This window comes from Sulfurimonas sp. (assembly GCF_014859695.1).
Taxonomy (GTDB): Bacteria; Campylobacterota; Campylobacteria; order Campylobacterales; family Sulfurimonadaceae; genus Sulfurimonas.
The window spans coordinates 26,643-43,376 of the sequence record NZ_JACUTS010000005.1 but is presented as its reverse complement, the minus strand read 5'-3'; the positions used below and the strand labels follow the sequence as shown (position 1 = coordinate 43,376).

At 37.5% G+C, this 16,734-nt stretch carries 21 protein-coding genes; all 21 read right to left on the bottom strand.

Annotation, left to right across the window (positions count from 1 at the left end):
* Position 1: 1 nt before the first annotated feature.
* On the bottom strand, positions 2 to 940 hold the full coding sequence (fabD, locus tag IBX42_RS02260) for an ACP S-malonyltransferase (protein ID WP_294928167.1): 939 nt from the start codon (positions 938 to 940) through the stop codon (positions 2 to 4).
* An 11-nt stretch (positions 941 to 951) separates the two neighbouring features.
* Positions 952 to 1,737 carry a helix-turn-helix domain-containing protein gene (locus IBX42_RS02255; protein WP_294928164.1) on the bottom strand — a complete coding sequence of 262 codons (786 nt, stop codon included), beginning with the start codon at positions 1,735 to 1,737 and terminating at the stop codon, positions 952 to 954.
* Complete coding sequence (locus tag IBX42_RS02250; protein WP_294928161.1) at positions 1,691 to 2,203, bottom strand: peptidylprolyl isomerase; 513 nt, start codon at positions 2,201 to 2,203, stop codon at positions 1,691 to 1,693. Before IBX42_RS02250 ends, IBX42_RS02255 begins: the two co-directional genes overlap by 47 nt.
* A 65-nt stretch (positions 2,204 to 2,268) precedes the next feature.
* Complete coding sequence (locus IBX42_RS02245) at positions 2,269 to 3,213, bottom strand: tetratricopeptide repeat protein (protein WP_294928158.1); 945 nt, start codon at positions 3,211 to 3,213, stop codon at positions 2,269 to 2,271.
* Between the two features lie 12 nt (positions 3,214 to 3,225).
* A complete protein-coding gene (locus IBX42_RS02240; protein WP_294928155.1) occupies positions 3,226 to 3,798 on the bottom strand; it encodes an OmpA family protein in 573 nt (190 codons plus the stop codon).
* A gap of 72 nt (positions 3,799 to 3,870) precedes the next feature.
* Complete coding sequence (gene tolB, locus IBX42_RS02235; protein ID WP_294928153.1) at positions 3,871 to 5,121, bottom strand: Tol-Pal system protein TolB; 1,251 nt, start codon at positions 5,119 to 5,121, stop codon at positions 3,871 to 3,873.
* Between the two features lie 3 nt (positions 5,122 to 5,124).
* Positions 5,125 to 5,895 carry a cell envelope integrity protein TolA gene (locus IBX42_RS02230; protein ID WP_294928150.1) on the bottom strand — a complete coding sequence of 257 codons (771 nt, stop codon included), beginning with the start codon at positions 5,893 to 5,895 and terminating at the stop codon, positions 5,125 to 5,127.
* Positions 5,888 to 6,283 carry a biopolymer transporter ExbD gene (locus IBX42_RS02225; RefSeq protein ID WP_294928146.1) on the bottom strand — a complete coding sequence of 132 codons (396 nt, stop codon included), beginning with the start codon at positions 6,281 to 6,283 and terminating at the stop codon, positions 5,888 to 5,890. Before IBX42_RS02225 ends, IBX42_RS02230 begins: the two co-directional genes overlap by 8 nt.
* 2 nt (positions 6,284 to 6,285) lie before the next feature.
* Positions 6,286 to 6,852, bottom strand: a complete 567-nt coding sequence (locus IBX42_RS02220) for a MotA/TolQ/ExbB proton channel family protein (protein ID WP_294928143.1) — start codon at positions 6,850 to 6,852, stop codon at positions 6,286 to 6,288.
* Between the two features lie 3 nt (positions 6,853 to 6,855).
* Positions 6,856 to 7,248, bottom strand: coding sequence for an ATP synthase F1 subunit epsilon (gene atpC / locus IBX42_RS02215; RefSeq protein ID WP_294928140.1), 393 nt, complete (start codon positions 7,246 to 7,248; stop codon positions 6,856 to 6,858).
* A 16-nt stretch (positions 7,249 to 7,264) separates the two neighbouring features.
* A complete protein-coding gene (gene atpD / locus IBX42_RS02210; RefSeq protein ID WP_294928137.1) occupies positions 7,265 to 8,659 on the bottom strand; it encodes a F0F1 ATP synthase subunit beta in 1,395 nt (464 codons plus the stop codon).
* Between the two features lie 11 nt (positions 8,660 to 8,670).
* Positions 8,671 to 9,558, bottom strand: coding sequence for an ATP synthase F1 subunit gamma (gene atpG / locus IBX42_RS02205; RefSeq protein WP_294928134.1), 888 nt, complete (start codon positions 9,556 to 9,558; stop codon positions 8,671 to 8,673).
* Positions 9,559 to 9,568: 10 nt separating this feature from the next.
* Complete coding sequence (gene atpA, locus IBX42_RS02200) at positions 9,569 to 11,086, bottom strand: F0F1 ATP synthase subunit alpha (RefSeq protein WP_294928131.1); 1,518 nt, start codon at positions 11,084 to 11,086, stop codon at positions 9,569 to 9,571.
* 23 nt (positions 11,087 to 11,109) lie between these two features.
* Complete coding sequence (locus tag IBX42_RS02195) at positions 11,110 to 11,643, bottom strand: F0F1 ATP synthase subunit delta (RefSeq protein WP_294928128.1); 534 nt, start codon at positions 11,641 to 11,643, stop codon at positions 11,110 to 11,112.
* Position 11,644: 1 nt separating this feature from the next.
* Complete coding sequence (locus tag IBX42_RS02190) at positions 11,645 to 12,163, bottom strand: F0F1 ATP synthase subunit B (RefSeq protein WP_294928125.1); 519 nt, start codon at positions 12,161 to 12,163, stop codon at positions 11,645 to 11,647.
* A 9-nt stretch (positions 12,164 to 12,172) separates the two neighbouring features.
* Entirely contained in the window at positions 12,173 to 12,595 is a 423-nt protein-coding gene (locus IBX42_RS02185) for a FoF1 ATP synthase subunit B' (protein WP_294928122.1), read from the bottom strand.
* Positions 12,596 to 12,815: 220 nt separating this feature from the next.
* Entirely contained in the window at positions 12,816 to 13,667 is an 852-nt protein-coding gene (locus IBX42_RS02180) for a ParB/RepB/Spo0J family partition protein (RefSeq protein ID WP_294928119.1), read from the bottom strand.
* Complete coding sequence (locus IBX42_RS02175; protein WP_294928116.1) at positions 13,664 to 14,449, bottom strand: AAA family ATPase; 786 nt, start codon at positions 14,447 to 14,449, stop codon at positions 13,664 to 13,666. The genes IBX42_RS02180 and IBX42_RS02175 overlap by 4 nt, the downstream gene beginning before the upstream one ends.
* Positions 14,446 to 15,081: a biotin--[acetyl-CoA-carboxylase] ligase gene (locus IBX42_RS02170; protein WP_294928112.1), complete on the bottom strand. Its 636-nt coding sequence runs from the start codon at positions 15,079 to 15,081 to the stop codon at positions 14,446 to 14,448. Before IBX42_RS02170 ends, IBX42_RS02175 begins: the two co-directional genes overlap by 4 nt.
* Positions 15,062 to 15,970: a methionyl-tRNA formyltransferase gene (gene fmt, locus IBX42_RS02165; RefSeq protein WP_294928109.1), complete on the bottom strand. Its 909-nt coding sequence runs from the start codon at positions 15,968 to 15,970 to the stop codon at positions 15,062 to 15,064. The genes IBX42_RS02170 and fmt overlap by 20 nt, the downstream gene beginning before the upstream one ends.
* Entirely contained in the window at positions 15,970 to 16,734 is a 765-nt protein-coding gene (gene proB, locus IBX42_RS02160; protein WP_294928106.1) for a glutamate 5-kinase, read from the bottom strand. Before proB ends, fmt begins: the two co-directional genes overlap by 1 nt.

Sequence of the window (16,734 nt, the reverse complement as noted above, 5' to 3'; positions counted from 1 at the left end):
TTTAGTTGCAAATTTTCTCTATGACTTCTTGAAGTGATTTCATATCTGAAATAGTATAAGTCTCAAGATTTGGAGCGATTCTTTTGTTTAGACCTTTTAGAGTTGCCCCGTTTCCAAACTCTATTGCAATATCGACTTTATCTGCTATCGCCAAGATTGATTGTTTATATTTAACGGGTTTTACAAGCTGCTCTGTTAAAAGCTCAACTGCTTCATCCTTAGTGGTGTATCCCGTTGTAGTTACATTTGAGATGACCGGTGCTTCAAAACTATCCTCTATCATCCCCTCCATCAAACTCTTAAGCGGGATTTGTGCAGGAGACAAAAGCTCACAATGGCTAGCTACCGACATGTTGAGAAGAAGTGCTCTTTTAGCACCGGCATCTTTAAATATCTGCTCTAGAGATGCTAAATCACTCTTCATGCCCGCAACAACAAGCTGTCCGTCTTGATTGTAGTTTGCCGGCCAAACTTTTTTTCCTTGGCTTTGCGCATCAACACAAATCTTCTCAACGCTCTCATCGTCAAGTCCCATAACAACCATCATGCTCGCTTCAATATCGCTACATGCGTCTTGCATTAGCTGACCGCGTCTGTGAACAAGTTCAACCGCATCAACATAATCAATCGCACCGCTTGCGCAAAGAGCAGAAAATTCACCCAATGAGTGTCCTAAAAAAAGTTCGGCTTTCACATCCGGACATTTTTCCTTAAACAGACGATAAGCTATCATTTGAACCAAAAGAATTGCAGGCTGTGTATATGCAGTCTGATTTAACAGGTCGTGTTCCGCAAAAAGCAACTCGTCAAACTTCAATCCCGCTCTTTTACCAGCCTCTTCAAACATCTCTTTTGCCATATCGGAGTTATCGTAGAAATCTTTTCCCATTCCTGTTGCCTGAGAACCCTGCCCCGCAAAAATCATTGCTATTTTTTTCATTTTTTCCCTTTTTATAAGTAATTAATATTATCAGCCATCTTTTTTCTAAGAGTATTTCTATTGAGTCCTAGTTTGTCTGAGAGTTGAAGCTGAGATTTAAATCTCTCAAGCCCTGCCCTAATAAGAGGAACTTCATAGAGATGTAAAAACTTTTTATAATCATTGTTGGAACCCAATTTCTCAGTTAGATAGTTTTGAAGTATCTCCATGAGTTCATCTTCTCGTATATCCTGCAGAAGATAATTGATCATAATCTGTCTTCTTAAAGAGTTTGAGTTCTGACTTAAGTCAGGCTTGAAGTTTTTGACTTTAAACTCATCTTTTGAACAAAAAAGCAAAGATGCCTCTTTTATAAATTTTTGTGTCAACTCTTCAACATCCTCCGGTCTCTCTCTAAGAGAAGGTATCTCAAATTTAACACTAAAAAATTTATCTGCATCTCTGTTATAATATGAATTTTTAGCAGTAGCTACAACTCTTATATTCTTGCTGCTTAAGATATCTAGTACTTTTTTTATATTTGGTGAGTTTTCTATATTTGTAATAATTACTTTAGCAACACTATCAAGAGTTGCTAAAAGTTCATCATAATTTGATGCATCAAAGATGGGGGCATCAGGAAGTATGTAGTGAGCCAAACTTCTCTTGCCCACTCCAACCTCTCCTGTTATGAGTGCGTTTACATTCAGTGTTTTTAAAAGAGTTGCTGTTTTAAACGCCTGCGCAGATGATGGACATGCAGTTATATAACTAGCATCCACAGCCAGTGCCGCCACCTGTACCACAGCAATCATCATGCTGATTTTCTACAGGAATACCACTCATTAACTCATCGGCTGATGCTTCTCTAATATTATTTATTACTACCACAAAAGCCAAATCTTTGCCCGCCAATGGGTGATTAAAATCTATTATTACGCTCTCATCACCTATCTCTTTAACCGTAACCTGAACAGTTCCGCCATCTTCACCCTGACCATAAAGCGGCATCCCAACTTCTAAGTCAATTCCAGAAAACTGATCTTTTGGAACCTCTTGAATTGCTTCACTGTCGTACTCACCGTATGCATCTTTAGCTTTTACGGTAACTTCTGCTCTTTGACCTATTGTCATATCTATTATTGCATTTTCAAGTCCAGGAATAATCTGCCCTTTTCCAAACATAAATACCAGTGGCTCTCCACCAATATTACTATCTACAACTTTTTCTCCATCATTGACTTCATACTCTATTGATACAATCTGATTTGCCTCTATTGCCATATTTATATACCTTTTATTTTTTTGTTTTTTGTGATTTTATCATAATTATAGTAATTGCTAATATACTACTCTTTTGTTTTACTTAACCTGTTTTTTGCTATTTTTGCAGAATCACTGTTTGGATACTGTGAAATTACTGCATCATAAAAATTTACTGCATTTTTTTTATCGCCTGTCTCGTCCATTGAAATTGCTGTATGAAGCATCAAAGTAGGCATATAGTCAGCTTTTGAGTAGAGTGATGCACTCTTTTTAAAGTATGCGATTGCCGCAGCATAATTTTTTTTATAGTATTCAATCTCTCCTGCCATATAGTGAGAACGAGCCGGTTTATAGTTTTTATCTATGAGATATTTATAATACTTGATTGATTCACTATAACTCTTTTGATCATAGAGTTCTTTAGCTTTTGTTTCAACCTCTCCGTTTGTCATCCCCTCGTAAGTGGACTGTTTTAAGGGCTGCTTCTCTTTTGCTTTTAACTCTTTTGCTACAAGATCTTTAAATTTATTAACATCATGTACGAGTGAATTAAACTCATTTTTGCTAACGTAAGACTCGTTTATAGAATCAACAATTTTAGAAATCTCGATGATTAAAAGATTTATTTTCTCTATCTCTTTGGCATTTACGACAATAGCGTTACTATTATCTTCTATTGTTTTAGAGACTCTCTTCTCATATTCAACATTGCTTTGGCTTTTGAGCGAACTCTCATCAAGTAGAGATTTAATCTTCAACTTGTTTTCATGTGAAGATGTACTAATACTCTCAATAATTGTCTGTAGCCCGTCAACTCTTTGTCTGAGTGATTCAACTTCATTTGCCTGGTTGTTACTTTTTACGACAACTTTATTAAGATTTTTTTTAGTCTCCAGCAAAACAGCCTCTGTGGAGGTTAGGCCGTATGGATTGGGATTGTTTAAATCTCCGGCACCAAACGCTGATGGTTCGGCACCCAAGAGATAACAAGGAAGGATAATTGCTAAAGCAGCAATTGATTTAACCATGTTCATATACTATTATGGTAAAAGTTTAAAGTCAACTCTACGATTCTTAGCCCAACACTCTCTAGTCTTGTCACTACACACAGGGTTGCTCTCACCAAAACTTACCATTGTTATACGGCTAGCATCAACGCCCTCTGCAACAAGAGCCATTTTAACAGTGTTAGATCTTTTAAGTCCTAAAGCAAAGTTATACTCATCGCTTCCCCACTCATCACAATTGCCTTCTAGCTTAATAGAAAAATCTTTAGCCTTAGTCTTTGCAATATCTGCGTCAGTGGATAGATTTCCCTGCATGTCGCTTCTTACGTTAAACTTGTCAAAATCAAAGTATATACTCAACAACTCTTTTTCAACTCTCATCATTGCTTGAGTCTCTGTCTCCTGTGAAGCCACATCACTCATAACTTCTGCCTCACTAGATGATACTGTCTCTGTTTGTACTGCTTCTTGAGTTGATGGATCTTGTACAACTTCTTGACTAACGCTGCTATCAATACCCGAATCATCAACTTTTGGGTCTTTATCGCCACATCCGCTTAATACTAAAAGTGCTACTATTGCACTCGAAATTACAATGCTTTTCATCTTCTTCTACCTTAAATTTTAGTTGTTGTGATTGTACCAAAATAAAATTAATATATTTTTATAATCACACTTTTACCAATCCATTGACTGTACTTTTCCATACTTCAAAGGAAATAGATAATTTTTATTATGATTTACTCTAATTATTCCTATAGAACTTTGGGACTTATAGTTCTTAATAAAAATTATTGCGTCTCCATCTACAGAAAATCTAGGAAACTCATTTACTCCAACAGCAGTCAATCTTCTTATAAAATCCGTCCCCATAGATATTAAATGAAGGTTGAATGTATTATCTCCGAATGACTCAGAACTCTCTCTTGCTTTATAAACTATATACTGTCCGAACACGCTACAAGCAGCATTGCTTTTGCCGTAATAGACCATCTGTTCAACACTTCCTGTGCTCAAATTTTTAGAAAATATATTTGGATATCCTAAACGGTCAGAGACAAATACAATGCTGTCACTGCCTAAAAACTGCGCGCCTACATCTATGCCGCCAAAAGTTGTCAGTTTTTTCGTACTTTTTGTTTTAACATCATACAGATAGATATCCGGCTGACCCTGCGGTGCCATAGTCAAAAGAAGCTTGCTGCCATCATCATTAACATCAGAACATATCATCATGCCATCTGAAGATTTTATAACACTGCTTTTTCCGGTTTTAATATCTACATACTTTAATGTAGGCACTTTCTCATCTAAAGAGCTGTAGTAAAAGGCTGTCTGCTCTTTATTTGCCCATTTTGGGAATATGTTAAAACCGCCTTTAACAACAACATGTTGATATGTCAGAGTATAATCTGCAATAACCAACTCGCTTTTTTGAGGGTCAACCATTCTTGAGAAGATGACTTTTCTCTTCATCCACTCAACAGGCGCCTCGCCCATAAATTTATTTATATCGTATGCTATGGTATGAGAAACAAACATATATACGTTCGTATTGTTAACTTTATAGTTTTTGTTAAATATAATCTTCTCTTGGCTTATCAGTTTGAGCTCTAAATTTAACGCACGCGAGTCATCTTCGCTTAGCTTATATCTTAAAACATAGTTCATATCTTTGTTTTCTACCAATACGCTGCTTGCATCATAGTTAACTTTACGATGAGCTCTCTCTACATTAAAGATTGAAAGAACATTTAAATCCGCTACTAAAGATTTAAAAAATCTATTTCTAAAAGTATCATCATAACTAGTAGAGGCATCTTCAATCGCCAGTGAAGGAAGTGAATCAACTTTTTTAATAACCTCTATTGTCGCGTCACTTGCAAACATAAAAGTTATAGTTATTAAAAATGAAATTATTATTTTCAAATATTACTCCTCAGAAATTAGAATTATTTTATATCTCCCAGAACTGTTGCTGGGGCTTTTTGGAAAAAGTATACTGCTGAGCCTATCTTTTATCTTCTCACACTCTCTGTTTAAGGCTTCATTGTCTGAATAAGCAAGAATTCTAAAATCAATTACTTTGCCCATTGCACTAAGCTCAATAACAGCCGTCACTCCGTTACCCTGTGAGTTCTTTGGAGGATAAAAGTACTCATATACTAAAGCTTGAATTTTAGCTAAATATTCATTAACCTCTGTTGCCGTGGAGCTCTTTGAACTCTCATCTTCTGTTTTTTGGGCATCCATACTCTGGATTTTTTGCGAGATTGATTCAGCTCTGTTTGTGTCGGATTTTTGAATCTTTCTTTGAATTTCGTCTAAAACTCTTTTGTCAGTTTTTGGCTTTTTAACCTCTTGCGTTTTTTTAATATCTTGCGTCCAAACATCGCTAAATAGCTCTTCAACGCTTCTTGCTTTTTTTTCAGCCGTTTTTGTCGTCTCAGGTTTTGCATCCTCTTTCAAAACAGGCTTTATTTCTTCCTCTTTTTTAATGGGAGTGTCTATACTTTTTTTAGAACTGCTTGTCTGAATTTTTGGGATATCCATAGATATAGATATATAGTTCTCTTTTTTCATAGCAAAGCTTTTCATCTCTTTTGACGAGGTTATAAAAATTAAAAAAAGCAGTGAAAAAAAGAAAAAAAGAGAGAGCGATATAGCACCGCTAATATAGAAGTAGGAGTTTTTATTATCCATTAGTAGCTAATGATACCTCGGTAAAACCTGCTTGTTTAACAGCAGCCAGAACAGACATAACAACACCATAATCCAAACTTTTATCTGCACTTATAAGCACAGTCGCTTTTAAATCAAGCTTTTTTGAATAGAGAAAAAAATTGTCTTGAAATGAAGCATCTAACTCAAAATTATCTTTGTTTACTTTTAGATTCAAATCTTTATCTATAGTAATATGAACAGGTGGTATTTTAGATAGTGATTTTGTTTTTGAGCTTTGAGGAAGATTTATCTTCTCCTCATAAATCATATTTGGTGCTATAACCATCATAATGGCTAGAAGAACGAGCATTACGTCCACAAGCGGAGTAATGTTTAGTTCCGGTTTCTCATCCCAATCATAAGCCATTTTTACACTTTTCTAGCTATTATTGCGTCGCTTTGCATCTCAATAAAGCTGATTAGCTCAAATGATTTTCTCTTTAGTATCTGGTGATACGTATATGCAAATATTGCAACGAAAATACCTGCAGCAGTTGCTACCAGTGCATCAGAGACTCCACTCGCTATTACAGACATACCGCCGCTGCTTTGTCCAATGTGCGTGAAAGTGTCTAATATTGAGACAACAGTTCCAAAAAGACCTATGAAAGGAGTTGTAGAAGCAAATACAGAAAGCACTGAGAGCCCTTTTGTTGCATCTTTTGTGGCTGCAGAAGCGGCAAGCGCTAAAATATCTTTTGATGCATTTGTACTTGTTTTTAAAAAATTGCTTAAAAAAGATTGCGGGTCTACGGCTGTTGCTCCCATAAGAAGACTCTCAAGAGATCTGCTCTCTGTCTCAAGCCAACTACTAAGAGAAAAGTATCGATAGAAAAAAACCCAATTTAGCACTATGAAGTATAGTGCCAAAATTGCCAAAACCCCTAGTGTTACAGGGTGGCTTTTTATGTAAAAATCAATTATTTCGTTAATCATAATCTAGAGTAAATTTTGTGCTGCTGACTCGAGTCTTGCAGTAACGGTAGCGATCGCAGGGTTATTGTCCTTAATAGACTCAATAAGTTCCTTAGCGTCTTCAAGTGCTTTAGAGATAGCACTTTCAGTCTCTCCGCGAATAGCTACTGCGCCTTCAACCAATACTATAACTTTCTCTTCATCAACCTGAACAACGCCCCAGTTGATAAGAATTGATTCGACTGATTTATCCTCTTTCTCTATGTCAATTACACCTGCTTCAAGCAGTGTAGTCAGACTAGAGTGTTCTGCTAGAACTCCAAACTCGCCCTCTTCGCCTGGAAGAGTTACGCTAAGTGCTTCACCATCATAGATGACGCCATTAGGAGTAAGGATTTCAAGTTTTAACTTATTCATGTTAGTCCTTTATGAATTACTTCATTTTTTGAGCTTTTTCAATCGCCTCATCTATGCCACCGACCATATAGAAAGAACCTTCCGGCATGTGGTCACATTCACCGCTAAGAATCATTTTAAAACCCTTAATAGTGTCAGCTAAAGAAACATATTTACCCGGAGAACCCGTAAATACTTCAGCAACGAAAAATGGTTGTGATAGAAACTTCTCAATTTTACGAGCACGCTCAACAATATTTTTGTCATCTTCACTAAGCTCATCCATACCAAGAATCGCGATAATATCTTGCAAATCTTTATATTTTTGAAGTGTTTGTTGAACACCGCGAGCAACGCTATAGTGCTCTTCGCCTAAAATTTGTGGATCAAGTAATCTTGAAGATGAATCCAATGGATCAACTGCAGGATAGATACCTTTCTCAGCAATTTTACGGTTAAGAACCGTAGTCGCATCCAAGTGAGCAAAAACAGAAGCCGGAGCAGGGTCAGTTAAGTCATCCGCCGGAACGTAAACTGCCTGAACAGAAGTGATTGAACCGTTCTTTGTTGATGTAATTCTATCTTGAAGAGCACCCATCTCACGAGCTAGTGTCGGTTGATAACCAACAGCCGATGGAATACGTCCAAGAAGTGCTGACATCTCTGAACCGGATTGTGCAAAACGGAAAATATTGTCAACGAACATCAATACATCAAGACCTTTTTCATCTCTGAAATACTCAGCCATTGTAAGGCCTGTTAATGCGATACGGTTACGCGCTCCCGGGGGCTCGCTCATTTGACCATAGCACAGTGCAACTTTGTCAAGTACGTTTGAGTCTTTCATCTCATGGTAAAGGTCATTTCCTTCACGAGTTCTCTCACCAACACCAGCGAATACAGATAGACCTTCATGACCCATTGCAACGTTGTGGATAAGCTCCATAATAATAACTGTTTTACCAACACCGGCACCGCCGAATAGACCAACTTTACCGCCTTTTGAATACGGTGCCAACAAGTCAACAACTTTGATACCTGTTTCAAACATCTCTGTAGTAGTCGACTGCTCAACCAATTTTGGAGGTTCACGGTGGATTGACCACATAGGAGCATCCGTAATTTGTTCACCATTATCAATTGTTTCGCCAATTACGTTAAAGATACGTCCAAGAACTTTCTCGCCGACAGGAACTTTAATAGGAGCACCCGTAGCTTTTGCGTCCATGCCGCGAACTAAACCTTCACTCATATCCATTGCAATAGTTCTAACACGGCCATCGCCTAAGTGCGCTGCAACTTCAAGTACCAAACGAGTTACCGCACCTTCTAAATGTATATTAACTTCGATTGCTTCATTAATTATTGGAAGATATCCATCAAAATCAACGTCAACAACCGGACCCATAACCTGGCTTATTTTACCAATCATATTTTTCTCCATTATTTCATAGACTCTACACCGCTTATAATCTCTATAAGCTCTGTAGTAATTGCTGCTTGTCTAGCTTTATTAAATTGAACATTTAATGACTTAACCATATCTTTTGCATTGTTGGTAGCTGCATCCATTGCCTGCATTCTAGCACTGTGCTCAGCAGCAACAGAATCAATCAATGCGTAGTAGATAGCATACTGAACATATCTATTTACCAAAGAGTCCAGCATCTTCTCTTCATCATCAGACTCTATCTCAAGCATCGACTTTTCTGCTTCAGCGCACTCAAATTGAGTTGAATCAACCGGCAAAAGCTTATTTACATGCAACTCTTGAGTTATCATGTTTTTATAGCCGTTGTAGACGATATGAAGTGCGTCAATTTTGCCATCTTTAAAATCTTCAATAGAAGAGATTATAAACTCATCCGAACGACTCTTGTCTGGATTTGAGCTAAGATTTGCAACTGCGTCAAAGAGTTCAACTTCGTTATATTTAAAAAACTCAATACCTTTTTTACCGATTCCACGTAAACGCACTTTTACATTTTTTGATTTGTATTCTGCTAAAAGTTTCTTAACAGCCTTAATAGTTTGAATATTAAAACCGCCGCATAAACCCTTATCTGCAGTTACAAAAACAATGTCAACAGTTTTTGGATCTTCAATCTCTATAAAACATCGATTGTCCAATCCGCCGACTTTGTTACATTTAATACGTCCAGCTATTTCGGCAAGTACCTGATTCATTTTTGCAGCATAAAGACGAGAGCGTTTTGCAAGCTCTTCCGCACGACGAAGCTTTGCGGTTGATACAAGCTTCATTGCGCGAGTCGTCTTTTGAGTGTTAGTAACACTCTTAATCTGTCTTTGAATATCTTTCAAGTTTGCCATAAAGTTTTCCTTACGCCACTATGAAGTTAGCTTTGAACTCTTCAAGTGCTTTCAACATTAGTGCCTTAGTGTCATCATCTACATTAGAAGTACTTCTGACACTCTCAAATATTTGAGGGTAAGATGCTTCAACAAATGGATACAACTCTGCTTCAAAACGAACAACGTTTGAAGAATCCATGTCATCCAAGAAACCTTCATTTCCGGCAAATATAATTAGAACTTGCTTCTCAACAGATAGTGGAGAAAAAGGAGGCTGCTTAAGAACTTCAACCATTCTCTGTCCACGCTCTAACTGCTTACGAGATGTCTCATCAAGGTCAGATGCAAATTGTGCAAATGCTTGTAACTCACGATACTGAGCAAGGTCAAGTCTTAACGTACCGGCAACCTGCTTTGTAGCTTTAATCTGAGCAGCTCCACCAACACGAGAAACAGAAAGACCAACGTTAATCGCCGGACGAACACCCGAGTTAAATAGTTCAGTCTCAAGAAAAATCTGACCATCAGTAATAGAGATAACGTTAGTAGGAATATACGCCGAAACGTCACCCGCTTGTGTCTCAATAATAGGAAGAGCAGTTAATGAACCTGCGCCTCTTTCATCAGAAACTTTTGCAGCTCTCTCTAAAAGACGAGAGTGGATATAGAAAACGTCACCAGGATATGCTTCACGACCTGGAGGGCGACGAAGAATAAGTGACATCTCACGGTAAGCAACTGCATGTTTACTTAAATCATCATATACAATCAGACCATGTCTAGCGTTGTCACGGAAATATTCACCCATAGTAACACCGGTATATGGAGCCAAGAATTGAAGTGCTGCTGCCTCAGCTGCCGTAGCAGAAACGATAATAGTGTACTCTAGTGCACCATGATCTTCTAAACGACGAATGATTTGTGCAACAGTTGACTCTTTTTGACCAACAGCAACATAAATACAAACAACACCGTTACCTTTTTGATTGATAATAGCGTCTAATGCGATTGTTGTTTTACCGGTTTGACGGTCACCGATGATAAGCTCTCTTTGACCTCTTCCGATTGGAACAAGCGCATCAATAGCTTTGATACCTGTTGCTAGTGGCTCATGAACAGATTTTCTGTCCATAATACCAGGTGCCTTCTCCTCAACGAAACGAGTTTCAGTTGTCTCAATTGGACCTTTTCCATCAATCGGCTCACCTAGAGCATTAACAACACGCCCAAGAAGCGCGTCGCCAACAGGAACACGAAGAAGACGACCTAGTCTTTTTACAGACATGCCCTCTTTCAACATTGTTCCTCCTCCAAGAATAACAACACCTACAGTGCTCTCCTCAAGGTTCATAACTAAACCTCTAGTTCCCTCTTCGAACTCTACCATCTCACCAGCCATAACATTGCTAAGTCCGTAAACTTGCGCAACGCCGTCAGCATATGAAACGATTTTACCTGTCTCATTGATATCAACACTTAGTTCAAAGTTATCGATACGCTCTTTTATTATTGAGCTGATTTCATCAGCCTGAATTTTTGCTACCACTACACGTCTCCTCTCGTTGAAAGTTAAATTGCTTTTGCAATATGTTCTATAATTTGACTGTTAATTCTTGATTTTGAGAAACTAATCTCAATACCTAAATCTTCAACATCTACTTTTATTCCGTTAAAGCTGCTTTTCTCAAACTTTAAAGATATTTTTGAATCAAACTTGCTGCTTAACCCGTTGCTTAAGTCTTCTATGACCTTCGCATCAACCTCACTGTCACTATATATAACTCCAGTATAGTTTTTTGTCGTAACAGCTATATCTTTTCTCATTACTTCAGCTATTGCAGGAATAATGCCAATTCGATTGTGCTCAGCGAGAAGTTTAATTAAATTCTCAACATCTTTTGATTCTGCAGATTTAACTGCATCCAATAAAATCGCTGACTTTTGATTTTTATCAATATCAGGATTGTTGATGATTTGAATAAACTTTTCATCTTTAAATGCTTCAGCTAAAATAGAAAATATAGCAGATGTCTCTTGCATCTTCTCTGCACTGGAGCTCTTTTTAAGAGCTTTTATATATCTTTTTGCAATTAACTCTTCCATGCTATGCCACCTTCTTTAAGATAACATTTGCCATCGCTTCTTTATCAAAGCTCTCATCACTCTGAGCAAGAACTTCTTTAAGCGTCTCTTCGACAACACTTCGAACCATTTTTCTTTGCTCAAACTCTATTAAAATAGCTTGTTGCTTCGCCATATTTTCTACATCAGCATCACATTGAGACATAATATTATCATTGATAATTTTATTCTCTTTTTTTGAACTAACTGCCAAATCCTGTGTGAATTTTTCAGCCGCTGTAATTTTAGCTAAAGCATCTTTTTTCAGAGCTGCCGTCTCTCTTAACTTATCTTGCACTTTTTTCATCTCATTGGCAATCGACTGACTTCTTGATGAAAAATAGTTTTTTACAGGTTCAGCAACAAGATACCAGATAAGAGCTGCAAACAGTAAAAAGTTTACCGTTCTTTGTACTATGTCTGTTCCTGCGTTTTCTGCACTGCCACTGGATGCCAATGCATAGGTTGATATCATTAGCATAAATACTAAAATTCTACTCACATTACATCCTTATATTTGACTAAATTTAGCTTTTACAGCTTCTTTGAACAGCGGAATCTGTGATTTTAAATCACTGCTTAACTGTTCGCGAGTTTTAGCGAGTAACTGCTCAAACTCTAAGTACTGACTAGCTAGTTCAGCACGTTTTGCTTCTAACTTACTCTCTGCTAACTCTTTAGCATCCGTAATAACCTTCTCTCTTAAGGCCGCGGCTTCCAGTTTTGCATTTACAATTATAGATTGCGCTTTTGCTTCAAGTTCTTTGATTTCCTCATCGTTTGAACCTATCTTTTCAAGATCTTTTTTGATGTCTTCATCTCTTTTACTCATATAAGCGAATAATGGATTGTAAAGCCAACTGTTTAGTACGGCTATAAGCGTAAGAAACACGATTAATGTAGCTACGAGTAGTATCGGATTTATATCTAACATAGCACCTCCTAAAAGTTGCGTGATTATACTATGTTAAAATTAAAAGAATTGTTAAAGTAATAAAAAATTTAAACTTTTTTTATATTTTTTATAAAATATTTTAAATTTATGACGACTTGAATTGGCGGAACTCTTTGTAATTCTTGAAAAACAAAGTTTTTTATAGCTTTAGGGGGTTGTAGGGACTTTAGTCCCTGCCACTATAACGGACGTGTTCGTTTTAGTGCGTAACATTAATAAGAAAGTTCGAAAACTCCTCTATCTGCTCTTTAGAGTCAAAATCTATTGTGAGGCTTTTGTTTGAACTTTTGCTTTTAAAACCAAGCTCTAAAAGTTTCTCTTTGATCTCTTTAAAGTTATATGAAGGGGTCGTTGCTTTCTCAGAACTGTCAGTTTTTTGGTTTTTCATGCTTTTTATAGTTACTTCGACTTCTCTTACGCTCAATTTTTGCCCGATTATTGAGTTTACAATCAGCTGCTGCTGCTTCTCATCAAGTCCAACCAAAACCTTTGCATGACCCGTGCTTATCTTCTTCTCTATAAGTGCTCTTTGTGTTTTTTGTGAAAGCTGTAAAAGTCTTATAGTATTTGTAATATGTGTTCTGCTTTTGTGGATTTTAGTAGAGAGCTCTTCTTGTGTAATTTCATGAAGCTTGATAAGCTCGCCGTATGCATGCGCAAGTTCGATAGAGTTTAGCTCGTCTCTTTGGATATTTTCTATGAGTGCAAATTGTCTCATCTTCTGTTCATCACTATTTAAAATAATCGCACGAATTGTTTTTAACTTTGCCAGTTTTGATGCACGAAGCCTTCTCTCTCCAGCTATTAAAACATACCCGTCAACATCTTCTGTAACAACTATCGGCTGTAGTAGTCCGTCATTTTTTATAGATTCGCTAAGCTCATAAAGAGAACTCTCTTCAAAATGTTTTCTCGGTTGAAACGGATTTGGTCTTATATCTTTTAGAGGAATCTCTACAATCGAATCTTTTTGAGAAACCTCGTTTTCATAAGCCTCATCTATCTCGCCTAAAAGTGCCCCTAGCCCTCTGCCTAATTTTTGTGACTTCATATCTGCATAATCGCTTGTGCTAAATTTTGGTATGCAATAGAACCTGCTGATTTTACATCATAGAGTATTGCAGGTTTACCGAACGATGGCGATTCTGCAAGTTTTACATTTCGCGGAACCACTATAATCTCTCCACTCTCATCTTTAAAAAGCTTGCTGTCAAAATGCTGCTTTAAATCTGCAAAAACCTGCTTTGAGAGGTTGTTTTGCGCGCTGAACATCGTAGGTAAAAAACCTTTAATACTTAGTTTTTGATTTATTGATTTTCTTACAAGTTTCACAGTATTTAAAAGCTGCGCTAAACCCTCAAGTGCAAAAAACTCACACTGAATAGGGATGATTACGGAGCTTGAAGCCGAGAGCGCATTTATGGTCATCGGTCCAAGTGCCGGAGGAGAGTCTATGATAATATAGTCATAATCTTTTAAGACATTTGCTATCGCTTTTTTTAAAACAAGCTCACGCCCCTTGGAATTTTGCGCATCATAATACTCTTTCTCTATTCCGACAAGCCCGATATTTGAGGGTGCCAAATGAAGAGTCGGAAGTTCTGATTTTAGTATAATATCTTTTAGTTTTTTTGTTCCGATAAGTACATGATATAAGTTGAATTCATAATCGTTTCTGTGAAATCCCAAAGAGGTGGTAGCGTTCGCCTGAGGGTCTGAGTCAATCAAAAGCACTTTTTTTTCTGCAACTGCAAGTGAGGCAGCTAAGTTTACGGCAGTAGTTGTTTTGCCAACACCGCCCTTTTGATTTGCAATTACTATTACTTCACTCATCTTAGACTATATATCCTCTCGCCGTTGACTACAACTGCCCCATCACTCTGCAGTGACGCACCTTCTAAAGAAATTCTTAAATTTTTACTATGTGTATGAAAGTTTTGATTTCTGTAAAATTCTAACTTATATTTACTAAAAACTTGCTTCCATGAACTCTTTTTTTCAATATTTATAAAATAGCTTTTTATAAGCTCATCTCTGTTTAAATCCACATCTAGCTTTGTAAAATTATCCGGTGCTTTTGCTATATTTAACCCGACACCGCAAACCAAGCTCTCTTTGAGCAGATTTGTAATCATTCCGCCGACTTTTTGATTTTTTAGATAAAAATCATTGGGCCACTTGAGCCAAACTTCTGAACCAAACTCTTTAAGTGTCTCTTTTAAAATATAAGAAAAATATATAGACGCGGATTCAAGTTTCAAATCTTTTGGCAGTTGCCCCAGTGAAATGGCAAAAGATAAAAAGAGATTATCCTTAACTCCAATCCAAGAGTTTTCTCTGCTTCCGACTCCTGCTGTTTGAGAGTTTGCGACTACGGCATAAGGGAGAGAAATTTTGCCCTCATGGATCAGCTCTTTGAGATGTTTTTGCGTTGAGTCAACACTCTCAAGATAGAGTATCTGCAACCCCTACCCTTTTTCCGTTTATATAAGAGAGAATATCCATCTCATTTTTTGATTCAGGCTGCACTCTATAGACTCTAATGCTGCCCTTTTTACATCCGAGTACGATAGACTCTTTTTCTATTTTCAGGATTTTTCCGCTCTCATGCGAACTCTCTTTTTCAACCAACTCTACCTTCTTAAGCTTGAGTCCAGAGGAGAGGTAGATACCCGGCCAAGGCGTAAATGCACGATACTTGTTAAAGAGAGTCTGTGCATCTTCAAACGTGACTTCACCATCTTGTTTTGTGATTTTTATGCAGTGTGATGACTGCGCGTCATCCTGTTTTAGTGGTGTGTATTTATTAAAGTTCTCTAGCACGTCAATAGTAAGCTCACATGCGGCGTCCGTAAGTCTATCAAAGAGCGACTCAGCCATCTCATCTTCGCCAACATCAATCTCTTTGATTTTAATAATATCTCCGGTATCAAGCCCCTTATCCATAAGCATGGCAGTTACGCCTGTTTTGCTATCTCCGTTTAAAAGAGTTTGCTGTATTGGGCTTGCTCCTCTATATTGCGGCAATATCGAAGCATGAAGATTTATACAAGGTGCGTGTTCTAGTATCTCACGCGAAAGTATCTGACCGTACGCTGCAACGACAATATAGTCACACTCAATTTCTCTAAGCTGTTTAATCGCGCTCTCATCTCTTAATCTATTTGGCTGATATACGCTAATGTTGTTTTGCAGTGCTATAGTCTTAACAACTGGCGGGGTCAGGACTTTTTTTCGTCCTACGGGTTTGTCTGGCTGGGTATAGACGGCAACGACTTCCATATCTTTTGCGGTTATAATTTTTTCTAAAATCTGCGCAGCATAATCAGGTGTTCCCATAAAAATTATTTTCATTACCTAGCCTTAGTAAAAAGTGTTCCGCCTACATGTCTGTTTTGAAGCATAAGACTTTTTATGTCGCTCAAATCATATCCACTTGTAAGAACCATGTCTATTCCATGTCCCAAAAGATAGTTTGCCGCTTTTAGTTTCGTCAAAATTCCGCCTGTAGCAAAAGCGCCGTGAGGAGTCGCCTCTTTTTTTAGCTCATCCTCATCTATGCTATTTACCACTTTCAATATTTTTGCATCTAAAAATTCTCTTGGGTCTTTGTCATAGTATGCATCAATATCCGAGAGAATTATAAGCAGATCCGAATCGGTATGTTTTGTTATGTAAGCCGAGAGTTGGTCATTGTCTCCAACAACAAGCTCTTTTGTGGAAGTTGCATCATTTTCATTGATAATCGGAATAGCACCGTTTGAGAGAAGTGTGTTGACGGTATCTTTGATTCTTTGTATCTCATCTTCTCTTTGAAGGTTTGCAGCGGTGACTAAAACCTGTGCGCTCAACACATTATGCGCTCCAAATTTCTTACTATATTTGCTCATAAGTATCGGCTGCCCGATTGCAGCTAACGCCTGCTTGTTTTGCAGTACGCCTCTGTCAAGCTTTAAAGTAGTATAACCTGCTGCTACGGCTCCTGAAGAGACTAAAATCACCTCATTTGTTTTTCTAAGCTCGCATAAAAAATCTACCAGATCCCTCATTCTCTCTAAAGCAATAGAGTCATTTTGTGTTAAAACGGCACTTCCTACTTTTACGACTACTCTTCTCAT